The organism is Treponema pedis, from assembly GCF_017161325.1.
Taxonomy (GTDB): Bacteria; Spirochaetota; Spirochaetia; order Treponematales; family Treponemataceae; genus Treponema_B; species Treponema_B pedis.
This window is the reverse complement of sequence record NZ_CP045670.1, coordinates 1,511,669-1,526,920: the sequence shown is the minus strand read 5'-3', so window position 1 is coordinate 1,526,920 and position 15,252 is coordinate 1,511,669. Positions and strand designations below refer to the sequence as shown.

The following is a 15,252-nucleotide window of genomic DNA, read 5'->3' as shown; positions in this document are numbered from 1 at the left end:
TTTGTTTATGGAAGATATAAGAGTTTTAATTGTAGACGATTCCGCATTAATGAGAAATTTAATCGGAAAGATTGTAGAAGCAACGCCCGGTTTAAAAATTGCGGATAAGGCAATGAACGGTAAATTTGCTCTTCAAAAACTTGAAAGAGCGCAGCCCGACATTATCGTATTGGATTTGGAAATGCCTGAAATGAACGGCGTTGAATTTTTACGGGAATTAAAAAAACTAAATATAAAAATCCCTGTGGTAATTTTATCAAGTATTGCAAAAGAAGGGGCAAAAATTACTATAGAATGTTTGGAACTCGGAGCGGTAGACTTTATTACAAAACCGTCCGGCTCCGAATCGGCGAATCTGCATACGGTTTCGGATACCCTTTCCAAAATGCTTTTGGCATACGGAAGAAGGTACATACTTGAAAGGTCTAAAAACTCATCGGGAGAAATCCCTAAAGGACTTGCCGAGCAGTACCGCTCCGCCCCGTCGGAAACGGCAGGCGGCTCTTCGCCAATTTTTAATATGCAATTAAATAAACCGGCAGAAAAACCTTCTCCCGTACGAAGTCCCGGAAACATTCAAATAATAGCAATAGGAATTTCCACAGGAGGGCCGAATGCATTAAGACAGGTATTTGCGGATTTGGCACCCGATTTACCGCAGCCTATTGTAGTAGTACAACATATGCCGCCGGGATTTACGGAAGAATTTGCAAACAGCTTAAATAAAATTTGCCCGCTGGAAGTAAAAGAAGCCGCCGACGGAGATGTAATAAAACAGGGACGTATTTTAATTGCTCCCGGAGGAAGACACTTAACCGTCGAAAAACGCTCCCTTGCCGCCATTGCAAGGATTACCGATACTCCTCCTCAAAGCGGACACCGTCCCAGTGCCGATGTTCTTTTTGAATCGGTTGCAAAAGAATATCAAAATCATGCTTTAGGTATTATTATGACGGGCATGGGAAAAGACGGAGCGCAAAATATAACAAAACTTTATACCGAAGGCTCCCGTACCTTGGGACAGGATGAAGCATCTTCCGTAGTATACGGAATGCCCCGTGTAGCTTGGGAAATGGGCGGTGTAATGGAGCAAATAAGTCTTAGCAATATGGCTTCCGTAATTAACAACTACGGTAAAGAATACGCATAAAAACTTTCCGGTTAAACGCCTTGTTTTTGAACAATATCCATATTGTCGGGCAAGGCGCAATGACCTAAAAAAATAGGCGATTTCGTCTATCGATAATATTTAAAAGTATTAAAAACTTTTTTAATACACTAGACAAACTTAATCAATATGTTATAATATTTATACAAATAAATCCGCAATTAATATAAAAACACTTTAAACATAAAGGAGCTTGACAAAAATGGAAAAAATGAATATGATACCCCCCCCACCCCCCCCCCCCCCCATACAATCGCACAAGAAAGGAAACATTATGAAAAGATTCAGTTTAAAACTAAAAACATTTATTTTTTCGGTAATAATTTTAACTTTTGTTTTTATTATTTTCCTCAGTGCAGGACAAATAAACACGGTAAAACGAAATAAAGATACCTTAAAAAGACTGTCCGATTTATTATACGAATCATACGACAAAAAAATCAAACTTCAAGTCGAAAATATCGTCTCGCTTATTGATTCTTATAATGCAATTTACGAAAAAGAAAATATGCCGCTTAATGAAAGAAAAAACCGTATTAAAGAAATAATAAGAAATATGCGTTACGAAAAAGACGGTTACTTTTGGATAGACACGCCCGACGGTATAAGCGTTTTACTTCCGGTCGAACCCGATATGGAAGGTAAATCACGGCTTGATTTAAAAGACACAAACAATACCTATATAGTAAAAGAATTTATAAATGCCGCAACCGGAAAAGGTGACGAATTTGTAAATTATTATTTTCCGAGAGCAGGGCAAACAAAGGCGGTTCATAAACGCAGCTATACAATACATTATCCCGGATATGATTGGATTATAGGAACCGGAAATTATCTTGACGATATTGAAAAAGAAATAAGCGCAATACAGGAACAGCTATATGCATCTCTAATAGAAACTACGGTAAAAAACATTATAACGGGCCTTATCACATTGACAATTACAATCGCAGTCTTTTATTTTATAATAGTAAAACTTTTTATAAGCCCGATTATTCTTACCTCAAAGATGCTTGTAAATATTTCCGAAGGAGACGGAAATTTAACATCAAAACTTCCAGTAAAAGGAAGAGATGAAGTTGCGCAACTTTCCTCCGCATTTAATAAAACTATGCAAAAAATCAGGTATATAATTCTTTCAATTATGAAAGAAAATAATTCTTTGCAAAACTTAGGTATGGAATTAACTTCAAATATGACGGAAACGGCAAGCTCCGTTAATCAGATAAATGCGAATATAGACAGTGTAAAACAACAAGTTATTTCGCAAGCCGCAAGCATTACGGAAACTGCCGCAACCGTGGAAGAAATAATACGAACCATCAAACAACTTAATAACAGTATCGAAGCACAGGCTGCAAGCGTAACTCAATCTTCTTCATCTATAGAGCAAATGACGTCGAACATAAGTTCCGTTACAAATATGCTCGAAAAAAACGGAAAAGTAATGGAAAATGCTTATGCTCAAACCATAAACGGAAAAAACGGTGCTCATACGGCAAATGAAATAGTCGCACAAATTGCGGAAAAATCCAGCTCTCTTCTTGAAGCAAGCCAAATTATACAAAATATTGCAAGTCAAACGAATTTACTGGCAATGAACGCGGCAATAGAAGCCGCACATGCCGGAGAAGCGGGAAAAGGATTTGCCGTCGTTGCAGATGAAATACGCAAACTTGCCGAAGAATCCAATGTACAGGGTAAACAAATAGGAGAAGTAATAAAAGAATCCCTTCAAATCATTGAAAAAATAACAATTGCGGGAACCGGAGCCGAAAAAACATTCGATAAGGTATATGAGCTTGTAAACACTCTTACCGAACAGGAAGCTCTTATTTTGTCTTCAATGCGTGAACAGGAAAATGCAAACAGAGAAATTTTAAAAGCTATTAAAAATATAAACACCGTAACGGAAGAAGTAAAAAACGGCTCTTCGGAAATGCTTAAAGGCGGAGAAGGCGTTGCATCGGAAATGCGGAAATTGGACGATTTAGCCCGCACTATTACAGACAGTATGAATGAAATGGCATCGGGTGCGGTACAAATCAATAATGCCGTTCAGGAAGTAAATGAAATGAGCCGAAAAAACAAAGAAAGTATAGATATTTTAACGCAGGAAGTAAATAAATTTAAAGTTTAAAAACGCGTTAAAAAGATTCTTATTTTCAAACCGTTTAGGAAAAATAATTAATTTTTTTTCTCTCCCGTGCAAAATAAACCCTATAAATTACACATTCGTTTTAAAGCACCGCTTTTTTTCGGCGACTTTTTGTGCAAAGCCCCTTTATTTGCCGGAATCTTCGTTTTTTGCTTGACAAAAAGTTAGCCTTAGCTTATAATAAAAATATAAGATATACTTAATGAGGTTAGTTAAGTAAATATATAAAAATATTCATATTATTTATAAAATATGAGGAGGTCTTTTTATGAATAAAAAAAATTATGTATTGATGGCAATGATATCGGTTGTATTGTTGATAATGACAGGGTGTCAAAAAGAGGCGGATAACGTTGCCGAAGAGTCGATACGGGATACTTCCAAAGAGAAGTCGGCAGTTTCCATTCAAGTTATGGATAAAGAAGTTAAGTTTGATAAAGCTCCTGAAAAGGTCGTTGTTGTAGGTTATGATAATGCGGAAGTGATGGCGGCATTGGGATTGGAAAATCGGATTGCGGGATTGACAGGGTGCATGTATCGCTCAGACCATTGTTATCCTGATTTGGGTAAAAAATTGGAAGGGATTTCCGTTTTGCCGGACGGTAAAGCTAAAGGAGTTCCTTCTTTTGAATCGGTGTTGACGAATGAAGCGGACATGATATATTGTATGTCTTATCATTTTACTCCGGATTTTGTAGCACCGATGGATGATTTTGAGAAAAATCAAATAAAATACTATGCTTCGAAAGGTACTTACGGAGAGTATTTGACTATGGAAGCGGTGTATGAAGACATTCAAAACATAGGCAAAATATTTCATGTTGAAGAAAAAGCGAATGAATTGATTCTGGAATACAAAGGTAAAATCTCCGAGGTAACGGATAAAATAAAGAATTCAAAGCCTGTGAATGTTTTTGTATTTGACTATCAAGATAGAACCGGGATTATGACACCGGGAGGTAAAGGATTTCAAAATAACCTTTTAAAACTTGCCGGAGCCGATAATGTCTTTTCCGATTTTGATTCCGACTTTGATGTAGCTACGATAGAGCAAATCATTACAAGAGACCCTGAGTATATTATATTGATTGAGTACTGGGACAAAAATGAAACGGAAGAAAAAATCGCTTATTTGGAAAGTTTGCCGGAGTTGGCGGATGTAAAAGCCGTAAAAAATAAAAATTATATTTCTTTAACTGGAATTGAATATTTCCCGAGTTTGCATAATGCCGACGGAATTAGAAAGATTGCAGAAGTGATTCATCCTGATGTGTTTAAATAAAAAGCGGTTTATTCCGGCAGTCCTTTTCACTTTATTGATAGGATTTGCGGTTATTATTTCAGGGGTCAGTTTCGGCTCTGAAAACATTGCCGTTAAAGATTCGGTACAAATTATTTTCGGTAAACTTTTTTCCTGGGATTTAAGTCAATTTAAGCAAAGCAAAATAACAATTCTTTGGAATATGCGGTTGCCCCGTATGATATTGGCATTGGCGGTAGGCGGGGGATTGGCGATTGGAGGCTGTGCAATGCAGGCGCTGACTCAAAATATTTTAGCTGACCCCTATATACTCGGCGTATCCAGCGGTGCTTCAGTAATGGTCAGTACGGCTTTTCTGTTATTCGGCGGAAAAGCAGCTCTTTCCTATATTGCACCGCTCTTTGCTTTTTTCGGTGCTTTGTTGGCAATGGTTATTGTGTATATTATCGGTATGAGAGGAAAAAAAGTTTCAACAAATAACTTAGTGTTGACAGGCATGGCGGTATCTGTTGTTTTAAATGCTATGAGCCATTTGATTATTACCATGCTTCCGAACGCATTTATTATGGAAAGTGCGGCCATGTGGATGTGGGGAACCTTATCCGCAGCGAGGTGGCATAATATCCTGCTTCCGGTCATTGTTTCTTTTTTGAGTATGATTGTGTTCAGCATTGCAGGCGGTCAGTTCGATTTATTTTCCTTGGGTGAAGAAACTGCCGTAACGCTTGGAATAGACACCAATCGGTTAAAGAAAATCATTATTGTTTTTATATCCATATTGATAGGAACGATTATTTCCGCCAGCGGTTTAATCGGTTTTATCGGTTTTATTATTCCGCATACAACGAGAATGATATTCGGCTCGAACAATCGACGCTTGTTTATTATGTCTTTTATTGTAGGCGGTATTTTTTTAGCATGTATGGATATTTTATCCCGAACATTACTTGCTCCGAAAGAAATTGCAGTCGGTATTTTTTCGGCATTTTTTGGAGGGCCGTTCTTTATTTACTTGATTATTAGAAAAAAAAGAACCGGGAGTATTTGATATGGAGAGAATACGCGTCTCAAATTTGAATTATGAATTGAACAATCGCCGGATTTTAAATTCCGTCAATATAAGCATATCCGAGGGACAGTTTGTAGGTATCATAGGACCTAACGGGAGCGGAAAAACTTCTTTGTTAAAGCATATATATCGAGTACTGCCTGTAGTAAATAAGACCGTTTTCATTAACGGAAAAGATATTAACAGAATGAGCATTCAAGAAACTGCGCGATTTATGACTGTCATGAAACAGGAAAATGAATTGGCATTTGATTACACCAATTTGGAAATGGTGCTGATGGGACGAGCTCCGCATAAGAAAATATATGAAGGAAATAACCGAGAGGATATGGATTTGGCGGTTGACGCATTAAAATATGTCGGAATGGAGAAGGTGAAAAATCGATTGTTTTCGACACTCTCAGGCGGGGAAAAGCAGAGGATTTTGATGGCAAGGTCGCTGGTTCAGGATACGGAAGTCTTTATTTTGGACGAACCTACCAATCATTTAGATGTATATTATCAATGGCATTTGATGAAGTTGATTAAAAACCTTGGAAAGACGGTTTTGGCTGTTTTTCATGACTTGAGCATTGCTTTGGAATACTGCGACTATCTTTATGTTTTAAATGAAGGACAGGTGGTGAAAAAAGGCTTTTTTAATCAGGTAATGGATTCCGAGCTCTTACACGAAATTTTTCATGTTGACGGAGACATTATAAAAACAAATAACGGAAAGTATCGGGTGCTGATTCACGGCTCCATTTAAATTAGGAGAAAAGAATGTTAATTAACATAATTTTGTTGCGGCTGGTTTGGCGGATAAAAAAAGAAATGTTTCTTTTGTCGATTTTGACTTTTTTATTCGGAATAGCTTCTATTTGTCAGGCATTTATGATTTCAAAAATGATTAACGGTATTATTTTAAAAACAACGGATGTTCGGTATTATGCCGTATTTTTTTTCTTTACCCTTGTTTCGCAAATTTTATTAAAGTATTCCATTAATTATTTTACGGTCAAAACGGAATCGAATATTAAAGAAAATTTAAGAGGCCGCGCCTATGACCATTTGTATTCTTTGGGTTTACAACATTTGAATGAAGAAAGAACCGGGAAATTAAATTTGATTTTTTTGGACCGCATCGAGGCTTTAGCTTATTATTATTCCATTTATATTCCGAATTTACTTAATGTATTTTTTGTTTCGATAGGCTGTACGGTTTACATCGCCTATTTTAATTTTTCGGTTGCCGTAATTGCTCTGTTGGGAATTTTGGGAGTACTTTTCGTCCCCTCACTTACATATAAATACTTATGGAGTACGGGTGTAGATGTATGGAAAGAATATGAACAATTCAGCGCCGAGTTTTTGGATAATATTCAAGGAATGGAAACTTTAAAAAACTTAAAAGCTTGTGAAATCAGAAAACAACGCATGAAAGATATTTCAAAAAAAATTCATAAAAAAACAATGAATAACATGAAAATTACCACCGTTGAAAATTTTTTGTTTGAAATGTCGGCAAATTTGGGTTCCATCATTTCCATTGCATACTCCGCTTACTTATCATTAAAAGGCGTTTTAAACATACAGGATGTTGTCGTTATTTTATTTTTAATTCGCAGCTGTTTTTCTCCCGTTTACGCTTTGATGAATGCATGGCACTTGGGATATCACGGTTTAACCGCTTCAGCGGCTCTTCAATCTTTTTTTGAAGAAAAAAAATCACATTGGAGAACCGCTTTTACGGCTCATCAAAAAGAATGTTTAAAGGTTAAAAATCTGTCCTTTTCATATTATGAAGGACAATCGATATTGAAAAATATTGAATTGGAAGTGGAAGCAGGAAAAATTCATGCCTTAATAGGAAAATCAGGAGACGGAAAATCCACGCTCGCCTCCGTCATTGCAGGATTGTATCCTTACACGGAAGGGAGTGTCGAATTTTTAGGTGTAGGTTTGTCCGAAAGCACAGTGGATATGTGGCGTGATAAAATCGGTGCCGTTTGGCAACATCCGTATATTTTTCACGGAACTCTTCGAGAAAATTTATTGTTCGCAAAAGCCGATGCGACGGAACGGGATTTAATGGAAGCCGTTCAATTATCCAATCTTTCGGAAGTTGTTGCCAAGCTCCCACAAGGATTGGACAGTTCTTTAGGCGAGAATGGAAATGTACTTTCCGGCGGAGAGAAACAGCGCGTTGCAATTGCCCGCTGTTTTTTAAAAAATGCGGAGTTGTTGATTTTAGATGAAGCCACTTCCAACTTAGATGAAAAAAATCAGCAAGCAATTCAGGAAAGCATGGAACGCTTGGTTCGAGGGAAGACGACACTTATTATTGCCCACAGATTAAGTACAATAAAAAATGCGGATTGTTGTCATATATTAAAAAACGGAGAGATTATCGCCGAGGGAACGTATGAGGAATTGCTCAACTCATGTCCTGAGTTTAAAAATATGGCGGAGAGTCAGCAAGGAGGACTTTATGAAACAAAATAGATTGCACACATTTTTAAATCTGATAAGATATCTTAAAAGAATTCGAAAATATATGGTCCTAAATTGTGTGATATGCTGCATTTATGAAGTTTTGCCTATTATCAACGTTTTTTTGGTTTCTTTTGTTGTCGGAAATATTTTTCGCGGAGCGGAAACGAATTATCCTTTGATATTTATGCTGCTGATTTTTTTTACGGTGCTGCACAGTATTTTCGGATATTTGAATATGTGGACGGAACATGATATTGCTTATCGCCTGCTTTACGAAATGAGGTATGAAATGTATTGCCGTTTGGAAAAAGCGCTTCCGTCGTTTTCCAACCCGATGATGAGCTCGGAAATCACAAGTATCGCTTCAAATGATATGAATTTGATAGAATGGTTTTATGCCCATACCGTCAATATTTATGTGGCGTGTATTCTTATGTTTCTTTCATTGGAAATATTCTTTTTTTATATTCATTATTGGATTGCCGTCAATTCATTCTTATGGATTGTTTTGTATTTACTCTGTCCGTTTTTATTTAACCGAAAATCACAGGAAGACGGAAAAAATATTCGTGAATCTTACGGTAAGTTGTCCAATGCGGTAATTGACGGAATACAGGGACTGCGGGAAATTATGAGCTTTAATTTATTAAAACAGTACAAAACAAATCTTTTCCGAACCGTTCGTACCTATGATGAAACAAAACGGAAAGATGCTCAAAGAAGGTCTCATGAATGGGTTTATGTAATGTCGATTATGGCATTGATGAATATCACCATGTTACTGATTGCAAATAAACTTTACCGCAGTGAATCTTTAGATGTTAAATGGATTCCCGTGATATTGGCGATGTCGGGAAGTCTTTTTGTTGTTTTTTCCAAATTTATTTCCATGTCAACTCAGTTTTCGAGTGTATTTGCCGCCGCAAGTAGAGTTTTTCATCTGTTAAATTTACCTATTCAAGTCGAAGACTGCGGCAAAGAAAAATTTGACGGAAAAATTGAAACCGTTCAATTTGAAAATGTTGTGTACTCTTATCCCGGCTCTTCCGACAATCAAATTAAAAAGATGAATTTTACTTTGGAGAAAAATAAAAAAATAGCTTTATCGGGAGAATCCGGAGCCGGAAAATCGACTATAGTTCATTTGCTTCAGCGATATGCGGACCCTATTGAAGGAAGAATTTTGGTGAACGGAAGAGACATTCGGGAGTTTACTTTGGATTCATGGAGAAGCGCCGTTGCCGTTGTAACACAGGAAACCTATCTGTTTAAAGGGACTGTTGCTGAAAATATTCGTATGGGTAACCCGGAGGCGACTATGGGGGAAGTTATTTCCGCGGCTAAAATAGCCCAAGCACATGATTTTATTATGGAAATGCCGAGCGGATATGATTCTGAGGTCGGAGAGAGAGCATTAAAACTTTCAGGCGGTCAAAAGCAGCGAATTTCCATTGCAAGAGCCATTTTAAAAGGAGCTTCTTTTATTATTTTTGACGAAGCACAGTCCGCATTGGACTCCGAAAATGAAGAAAAGCTGAACTTGGCAATTAAAAATTCCTTTCATAATAAATTGTTACTTTTTATAGCGCATAGAGTATCATCCGTCCGTTCCTCCGACCGAGTTCTGTTCATAGATGACGGAAAAGTAATTTCTTTCGATACTTTTGATGAATTGAAAAAGAATAATTCACTTTTCCGAGAAAAAGTTCTTGGAGGAAAGAAATAAAAGGGCCTTAACGCAAGGGTAAGTTTTTGAGAAAAATCAAAAAATAAAACGGCTACACTCCGGTATTTTATTTGTCGGGGTCAGCCGTTTTTTTACTTTTTCGGGATTTTCGGGTCAAAACCCTTGTTTTGACGCATAAATTAAATCTTTACAAAATGTAAAAGAAGAGAACCTTCTTTTGAGTATAATTTAATCGAAGCTTCATCGATTTCCATTAAAACAATGTCTTTTAAATTTTTTCGAAAAGCCTCATCAAAAGGTTTTCCTATAGTATTTAAAGTATCTATAGTCTTAACGGAATTTATTTCTATCGTAAAATTATACTTGTTACCTTCCGTTTTTCCTCTTTTTTTCCATATCCCGTAATAAGCGCTGATTCCGCTCGTAGCTTCAAATTCTCCGTTAGGTAAAAAGTTAATTTTTGCCGTGCGCATATTCGCATCAAGCCCGAAAAAATTATCTTCCATTTTTAAACCTGCAAGAATCCAAATCCTTTCCGTTAAATGCTCTTTAGCGGCAGAGTCGGGCAAAGGTTTTATGCCGTTATCCGCCTTTGATTTAACCGGTTTATAAGAAGCGGCTTCAGGTAAGCTTTTACACGAGCTGAACAAAAAAAATGAAAGTCCTGCAAAAAATAAGACATAATATCTTTTCATAACAATAAGTTTATGGCAAAACCGAGAAAATTTCAAGATACCGCTTGATTTTTTTTTAATTTTATTGTAACATTCGCAAGTCGAGCGGGGAATTAGCTCAGATGGTAGAGCGATTGGTTCGCAATCAATAGGTCAGGGGTTCGATTCCCCTATTCTCCATTAAAAAATCCTTGGCTATATAGACTTATCGAATTTCAGTCTTTTACCTGATTTTAAAAAGTCACGTAAAGAGTTTATATAGGGGATTATCACGTTTTTAAAAAATCCGGAATAACAAGCGGTAAAAATTTACAAAATGAATCGAAAACTTCAAGCCTTTTTATCAAAAAAAAATATAGATATTTCCGCACGTATCTATTTTATAGATGCTATGGGTGCTATGGCTATGGGCCTCTTTTCTTCGCTCCTTGTCGGAACAATTTTAAACAGTATAGGTTTATACTTTAATATTAAATTTTTAACCGAAACGGTATGGCCTGTTTGCAGAGATATGACGGGAGCTGCAATAGGTATTGCGATAGCCCATGCTTTAAAGGCTCATACCTTTGTTCTTTTTTCCGCCTCAATTGTGGGCTTCGCCGGAAACAAATTCGGCGGTCCCGTGGGAGCCTTCCTTGCAGTAATTATAAGCACGGAATTGGGAAAGGCCGTATCCCGCGAAACGAAAATAGATTTAATAGTAACTCCCGCAATTACAATTCTTTCCGGAGTTGCCGTTTCGGTACTTGCAGGCCCCGGAGTGTCGGCATTTATGAACCGGATAGGAATCTTAATTGTAAATGCAACGGAATTACAGCCCTTTTTTATGGGGATTTCGGTTTCGGTTTTAGTCGGAATTATTTTAACGCTTCCTATAAGCAGCGCGGCAATCTGTATGATGTTATCTCTTTCCGGGATTGCAGGCGGAGCTGCAACGGCGGGCTGCGCCTCCCAAATGATAGGTTTTGCCGTAATGAGTCTCCGCGATAACGGGATAGGAGGCTCTTTTGCAATAGGAATAGGAACAAGTATGCTCCAAATGCCTAATATTATAAAAAACCCGCGAATTTGGATTCCTCCGACGCTGACCGCCGCAGTCTTAGGCCCCGCCGCGACAATGCTTTTTAAACTCGAAAATATTCCGTTGGGTTCGGGTATGGGAACTTGCGGATTCGTAGGACAAATAGGAACTATTACCGCAATGGCGGATAAAGGAAAAACGGGGTTTACAATTTATCTTTCGATTTTACTTTTGCATTTTATAGCCCCCGCCGTTTTAACCGCAATTTTTACCGCAATTTTACGCAAATTGAATTGGATTAAAGACGGCGATTTAAAATTAAACTTATAAAACCGCCTTTTTATGAGGCCAAAGGAGGCGTTTCAGGGTCAGTATCCGGTTCAAAATCGGAGTTCGTTGCATATCTTTCAAGCATAAGAATTTTCGCAATCGCCGCTCTAAGAGCGTCCCTGATAGGTCTGGCTTCCGAAGAACCTTCCGTCATAAAACACAAAATACGTGAAGTAAAATCGCTCATTACCGGAGGCAACATACCGAAAGTCTCAAGTAAATCGCTTTGTGAATATTGTTTTAAATTTGAACCTTCTTTATCAAGCGAAACCAAGTATTTACATGGACGCCAGCGTACCGTAAAATCCTTTCCCCTATCGCCTGAATATCCGAATAAGCGGCAAATCAAAGCCCTGCCTCCGTACACTGTACAATGATGAGGATTATCGATATCGAAAAGAAGACAGCCCTTTTCCTTATCCAAAACATTTTCTTTGAAATTTCCTTCAAGAATTTGTAAGGCTCTTTCTCTCTGGTGATACAAAAGCCATGCCGCCAAATAAAGAGCTTCAACTTCATAGATTTCAGGCTCAAAATGAACGCAGCACATTCCGCAGCCGTCAATACAGCGTACGGGACAGGCTTTTTGCCATTCGGCTTCCGCTTCTTCAATTTCTTTATACACTTGGTCGAGAAGCAAAATCATCGAAGCGGTTTTTGTATCTTTAAAAGAATGAACTTCTTTTATCATAATTTTTCCTTAAAGTTTTTTATTTTACCTAAGATATTTTTCGAAAACGATTTTTACAGTGTTTTCATCTCTCGAAAAAACGGTAAGGTATTGTAAATAATTACGGTTTTTCATTTATATCTTTAATCGGGTTTAAACAATAAATTTTTTAAACAAGTTCTTATAAGCTAAACTGTCCGTTTTGGATTCTTCAATTAAGGGATTTTCTTCAACCTTGCCCAAAACCGCCGCACGCTCCGCTTCCGAAGCATAGGTAATACCTCTAAAATAATTATTATAATCCTTGTTTTTAGTATAAAAAATTTGATTTTCTATATAATCCGAAATTTCCAAGGCCTTATTTAAAAGTATATTCCATCTATCGCAATCTATTTTATTCACTCCCGTAACCTTGCATAAAACGGCGTAAGCATTTTCCGAGCGGTCTTTTTCATATTCCGACTGAACGGCATCATATTCCGTATGAATTTCACGCCAGTTTTTTAAAATATCTTTTTTAATTTTTTCCTGGATAACATCAAGTTTTTTTTCAAGAATTAACTGTCCGCCCATATTTATCCAAGCAAAATCGAAATTATCGATATCAATAGTATTTCGTGCCGGTTCAAAATCGGAAAACGAAGAGTTCGTTTTATCAAAATATTCGGTTAAGACCGTAACGCCGTACCAAATAAGCATTTGAGTATATGCGGCATATGCTTCCGCAGCCTTAATTATTTTTACCGTACGTTTTGAACGTTCAATATTTTCCGCCGTAACAAAAAGCCTTTTAGCCTCTTCATAATGCTCTTCAAAAATTTTCTTAAAACTTAATTTTTCTTTTTTTTCTTCAAGCCAAGCGGCTTCCAGTCTTTTTTCCAAAATAGAACATGCGGAAAGAATTTCAAAAGCCGTATCGGGAGCAAGAAAATTCGTTTCAATATGCTGCATTTTTGTTTTGCGCTTATCCCGGCGGACAAATTTTTTATTATTGCGCTGCAAGGCATACATATTGTACATCCAATAATAAGCGGGCATTATTTCAAGCCTGTCGTCATGAGCGTTATCCATTACCAAACTGAAAGGAAAAGGTATATCCAATTCCGACATATAATTTCCTTTTGATAAAAGTACGAATGAAGCAAAACGGCAATTATGTTTTAAAGTACTTGAAAGGCCCGTCCAAAACCCCCTCCCGGCCATAATTTCTCCGTCATTTCCGCGTGTATTATGGTTTGAACCTACGGTAGCTCCGGCAGCCATATTCGACTGCCCCTGCACAAGAGAAGCGATTAAAAAAGAGTTATTATGATGTTGTTCATGATATGGGAAAATAAGGGAATTTAAAACTTCGCAACATGAAATTGTAGAGTTATCCCCGAGTACCGAATGGATAAGACGGGCACCGTATTTAAGCTCGCAATTGTTTCCCATTAAAAACCTTACGGCCTTTGTTCCGTAAAAAACACGCGAACCGAAACCTATAATTCCGTTTATAAGTTCCACCCCCTCCCCTATCTGGCTAGGCTCTTCAGAACTCGATTTTACGGTAAGGTTTTTAAGCTTATTCGCACCCTTTATGTAAACGCATTCTCCGAAATTGACGTCTTTTATTATCCTACAGCTTTTAATAACGGATTCCATACCTACCATACCGTAATATCCGCGTTTTGAATCTTTTGAATTTTGTGTAATGGTTTTTAATTTTTCTATAAGTGCCGGGTCTCCCCTGAATCTTGCCCAAAGAAAGGCATCGGCAGTAATCATATCATAAAACGGAAAAATCTCGCGTCCGCCGGCTTCATTTATGGGAGCGATTGTTACACGTACGGATTCTTCTTCACCGTCTTTTACAAGCCCTTCTCCGAACTTCGAATGGTTTGTCGTACTCATCTCATCTATTCTGTTTAAAATTGAACGCCTTCCGATTATATAATGAGAAAGATAAGAACAATAATGAATTGCACAATTTGAGCCTATATCGCATGAAATAATTCTGCTGTTGCTTATTCCTACCGGAACAATAAAATCATGATATTTTAAATAGCACTCTTCCATTGAGGCTATACGGACAAGTCCTGCAAATAAATTATTTTTTATTAAATCAATGTTAAAGGGGTCTTCTACTAAAACATCGGTCCAGTTATTGCAAGTATTTCCGTTTTTAACAAGCCGCTCGATTTCTTCCGAAAGTAAATTTCTAAAAGTATGAGAGATATGAGAAGTTTGGGAAAACCTGAGGTAATACTCATCTTTCCCTTCGGGCAAGTACTTGCCGTCTATAAATTTGTATCCGAAATCCGAAGATTTTACAGTTTGTATTTTTGCCATAAGTTATGCCGCCTTAAACACGAGAACTTTATACCAAAAATAATAATCTTATGTCAAGCCGATAATTTAAAGAATAAAACCCATATTAAGGTAATAAAGTTACAAAATGTGAACTCTAAACCGAAAATTTTTAAAGATTTTTTTTAAAATTCAATCTGTAATATTTTTTATAAGTTATCGATATATAAAAACCGCCGAAAATAAAAATTCTTACTCCTCCTTATTTTTGTATTTTTATGAGAAAACCGGTATTGACATTTTATTTTTATAAACTGTGTTAAAATGACACACTTATAACTGCTTTTTTGGCACACTATGCCGTTTTTACTTATAAAATTGACCGGCTTTAATTTTATATTTACACGGTAAAAGTAAAAAATTAAATAAATCCATATCCGATATACACTT

The 15,252-nt window shown here is 37.0% G+C and carries 11 protein-coding genes and 1 tRNA gene; 9 read left to right on the top strand and 3 right to left on the bottom strand.

Annotated features, from left to right (window positions below; genetic code table 11):
* Positions 1-7: 7 nt before the first annotated feature.
* From DYQ05_RS06855 to DYQ05_RS06825, 7 genes are all read left to right on the top strand, one after another.
* A complete protein-coding gene (locus DYQ05_RS06855) occupies positions 8-1,150 on the top strand; it encodes a protein-glutamate methylesterase/protein-glutamine glutaminase (RefSeq protein WP_024470248.1) in 1,143 nt (380 codons plus the stop codon).
* Between the two features lie 292 nt (positions 1,151-1,442).
* Positions 1,443-3,308 (top strand): methyl-accepting chemotaxis protein, encoded by a 1,866-nt coding sequence (locus DYQ05_RS06850; RefSeq protein WP_206183147.1) that lies wholly within the window; start codon positions 1,443-1,445, stop codon positions 3,306-3,308.
* A 286-nt stretch (positions 3,309-3,594) separates the two neighbouring features.
* Entirely contained in the window at positions 3,595-4,608 is a 1,014-nt protein-coding gene (locus DYQ05_RS06845) for an ABC transporter substrate-binding protein (RefSeq protein ID WP_020965263.1), read from the top strand.
* Positions 4,595-5,635, top strand: a complete 1,041-nt coding sequence (locus tag DYQ05_RS06840) for a FecCD family ABC transporter permease (protein ID WP_020965262.1) — start codon at positions 4,595-4,597, stop codon at positions 5,633-5,635. Before DYQ05_RS06845 ends, DYQ05_RS06840 begins: the two co-directional genes overlap by 14 nt.
* Before the next feature lies 1 nt (position 5,636).
* A complete protein-coding gene (locus tag DYQ05_RS06835) occupies positions 5,637-6,404 on the top strand; it encodes an ABC transporter ATP-binding protein (RefSeq protein ID WP_038099334.1) in 768 nt (255 codons plus the stop codon).
* 14 nt (positions 6,405-6,418) lie between these two features.
* Positions 6,419-8,140, top strand: coding sequence for an ABC transporter ATP-binding protein (locus DYQ05_RS06830; protein WP_206183146.1), 1,722 nt, complete (start codon positions 6,419-6,421; stop codon positions 8,138-8,140).
* A complete protein-coding gene (locus tag DYQ05_RS06825) occupies positions 8,127-9,857 on the top strand; it encodes an ABC transporter ATP-binding protein (RefSeq protein WP_206183145.1) in 1,731 nt (576 codons plus the stop codon). Before DYQ05_RS06830 ends, DYQ05_RS06825 begins: the two co-directional genes overlap by 14 nt.
* A gap of 140 nt (positions 9,858-9,997) precedes the next feature.
* On the opposite strand, the gene DYQ05_RS06820 is transcribed toward DYQ05_RS06825, so the two are convergent.
* The gene (locus DYQ05_RS06820; RefSeq protein ID WP_206183144.1) at positions 9,998-10,513 is read right to left on the bottom strand and encodes a hypothetical protein; all 516 of its coding nucleotides are present in this window, start codon (positions 10,511-10,513) and stop codon (positions 9,998-10,000) included.
* An 86-nt stretch (positions 10,514-10,599) separates the two neighbouring features.
* Here DYQ05_RS06820 and DYQ05_RS06815 point away from each other — a divergent pair.
* Both DYQ05_RS06815 and DYQ05_RS06810 read left to right on the top strand, forming a co-directional pair.
* Positions 10,600-10,672, top strand: a tRNA-Ala gene (locus DYQ05_RS06815).
* A gap of 136 nt (positions 10,673-10,808) precedes the next feature.
* Entirely contained in the window at positions 10,809-11,843 is a 1,035-nt protein-coding gene (locus DYQ05_RS06810) for a PTS sugar transporter subunit IIC (protein WP_024467491.1), read from the top strand.
* A gap of 10 nt (positions 11,844-11,853) precedes the next feature.
* Here DYQ05_RS06810 and DYQ05_RS06805 read toward each other — a convergent pair whose 3' ends face one another.
* Both DYQ05_RS06805 and DYQ05_RS06800 read right to left on the bottom strand, forming a co-directional pair.
* Positions 11,854-12,534 (bottom strand): YkgJ family cysteine cluster protein, encoded by a 681-nt coding sequence (locus DYQ05_RS06805; protein ID WP_194077331.1) that lies wholly within the window; start codon positions 12,532-12,534, stop codon positions 11,854-11,856.
* Between the two features lie 132 nt (positions 12,535-12,666).
* Positions 12,667-14,844: a DUF4954 family protein gene (locus DYQ05_RS06800; RefSeq protein WP_206183143.1), complete on the bottom strand. Its 2,178-nt coding sequence runs from the start codon at positions 14,842-14,844 to the stop codon at positions 12,667-12,669.
* Between the last annotated feature and the right edge of the window lie 408 nt (positions 14,845-15,252).

Coding starts and splice junctions, on each gene's coding strand:
- DYQ05_RS06835 (WP_038099334.1), top strand. CDS start 5,637: ATGGAGAGAATACGCGTCTCAAATTTGAATTATGAATTGAACAATCGC.
- DYQ05_RS06855 (WP_024470248.1), top strand. CDS start 8: ATGGAAGATATAAGAGTTTTAATTGTAGACGATTCCGCATTAATGAGA.
- DYQ05_RS06810 (WP_024467491.1), top strand. CDS start 10,809: ATGAATCGAAAACTTCAAGCCTTTTTATCAAAAAAAAATATAGATATT.
- DYQ05_RS06840 (WP_020965262.1), top strand. CDS start 4,595: ATGTGTTTAAATAAAAAGCGGTTTATTCCGGCAGTCCTTTTCACTTTA.
- DYQ05_RS06800 (WP_206183143.1), bottom strand. CDS start 14,844: ATGGCAAAAATACAAACTGTAAAATCTTCGGATTTCGGATACAAATTT.
- DYQ05_RS06850 (WP_206183147.1), top strand. CDS start 1,443: ATGAAAAGATTCAGTTTAAAACTAAAAACATTTATTTTTTCGGTAATA.
- DYQ05_RS06805 (WP_194077331.1), bottom strand. CDS start 12,534: ATGATAAAAGAAGTTCATTCTTTTAAAGATACAAAAACCGCTTCGATG.
- DYQ05_RS06825 (WP_206183145.1), top strand. CDS start 8,127: ATGAAACAAAATAGATTGCACACATTTTTAAATCTGATAAGATATCTT.
- DYQ05_RS06820 (WP_206183144.1), bottom strand. CDS start 10,513: ATGAAAAGATATTATGTCTTATTTTTTGCAGGACTTTCATTTTTTTTG.
- DYQ05_RS06845 (WP_020965263.1), top strand. CDS start 3,595: ATGAATAAAAAAAATTATGTATTGATGGCAATGATATCGGTTGTATTG.
- DYQ05_RS06830 (WP_206183146.1), top strand. CDS start 6,419: ATGTTAATTAACATAATTTTGTTGCGGCTGGTTTGGCGGATAAAAAAA.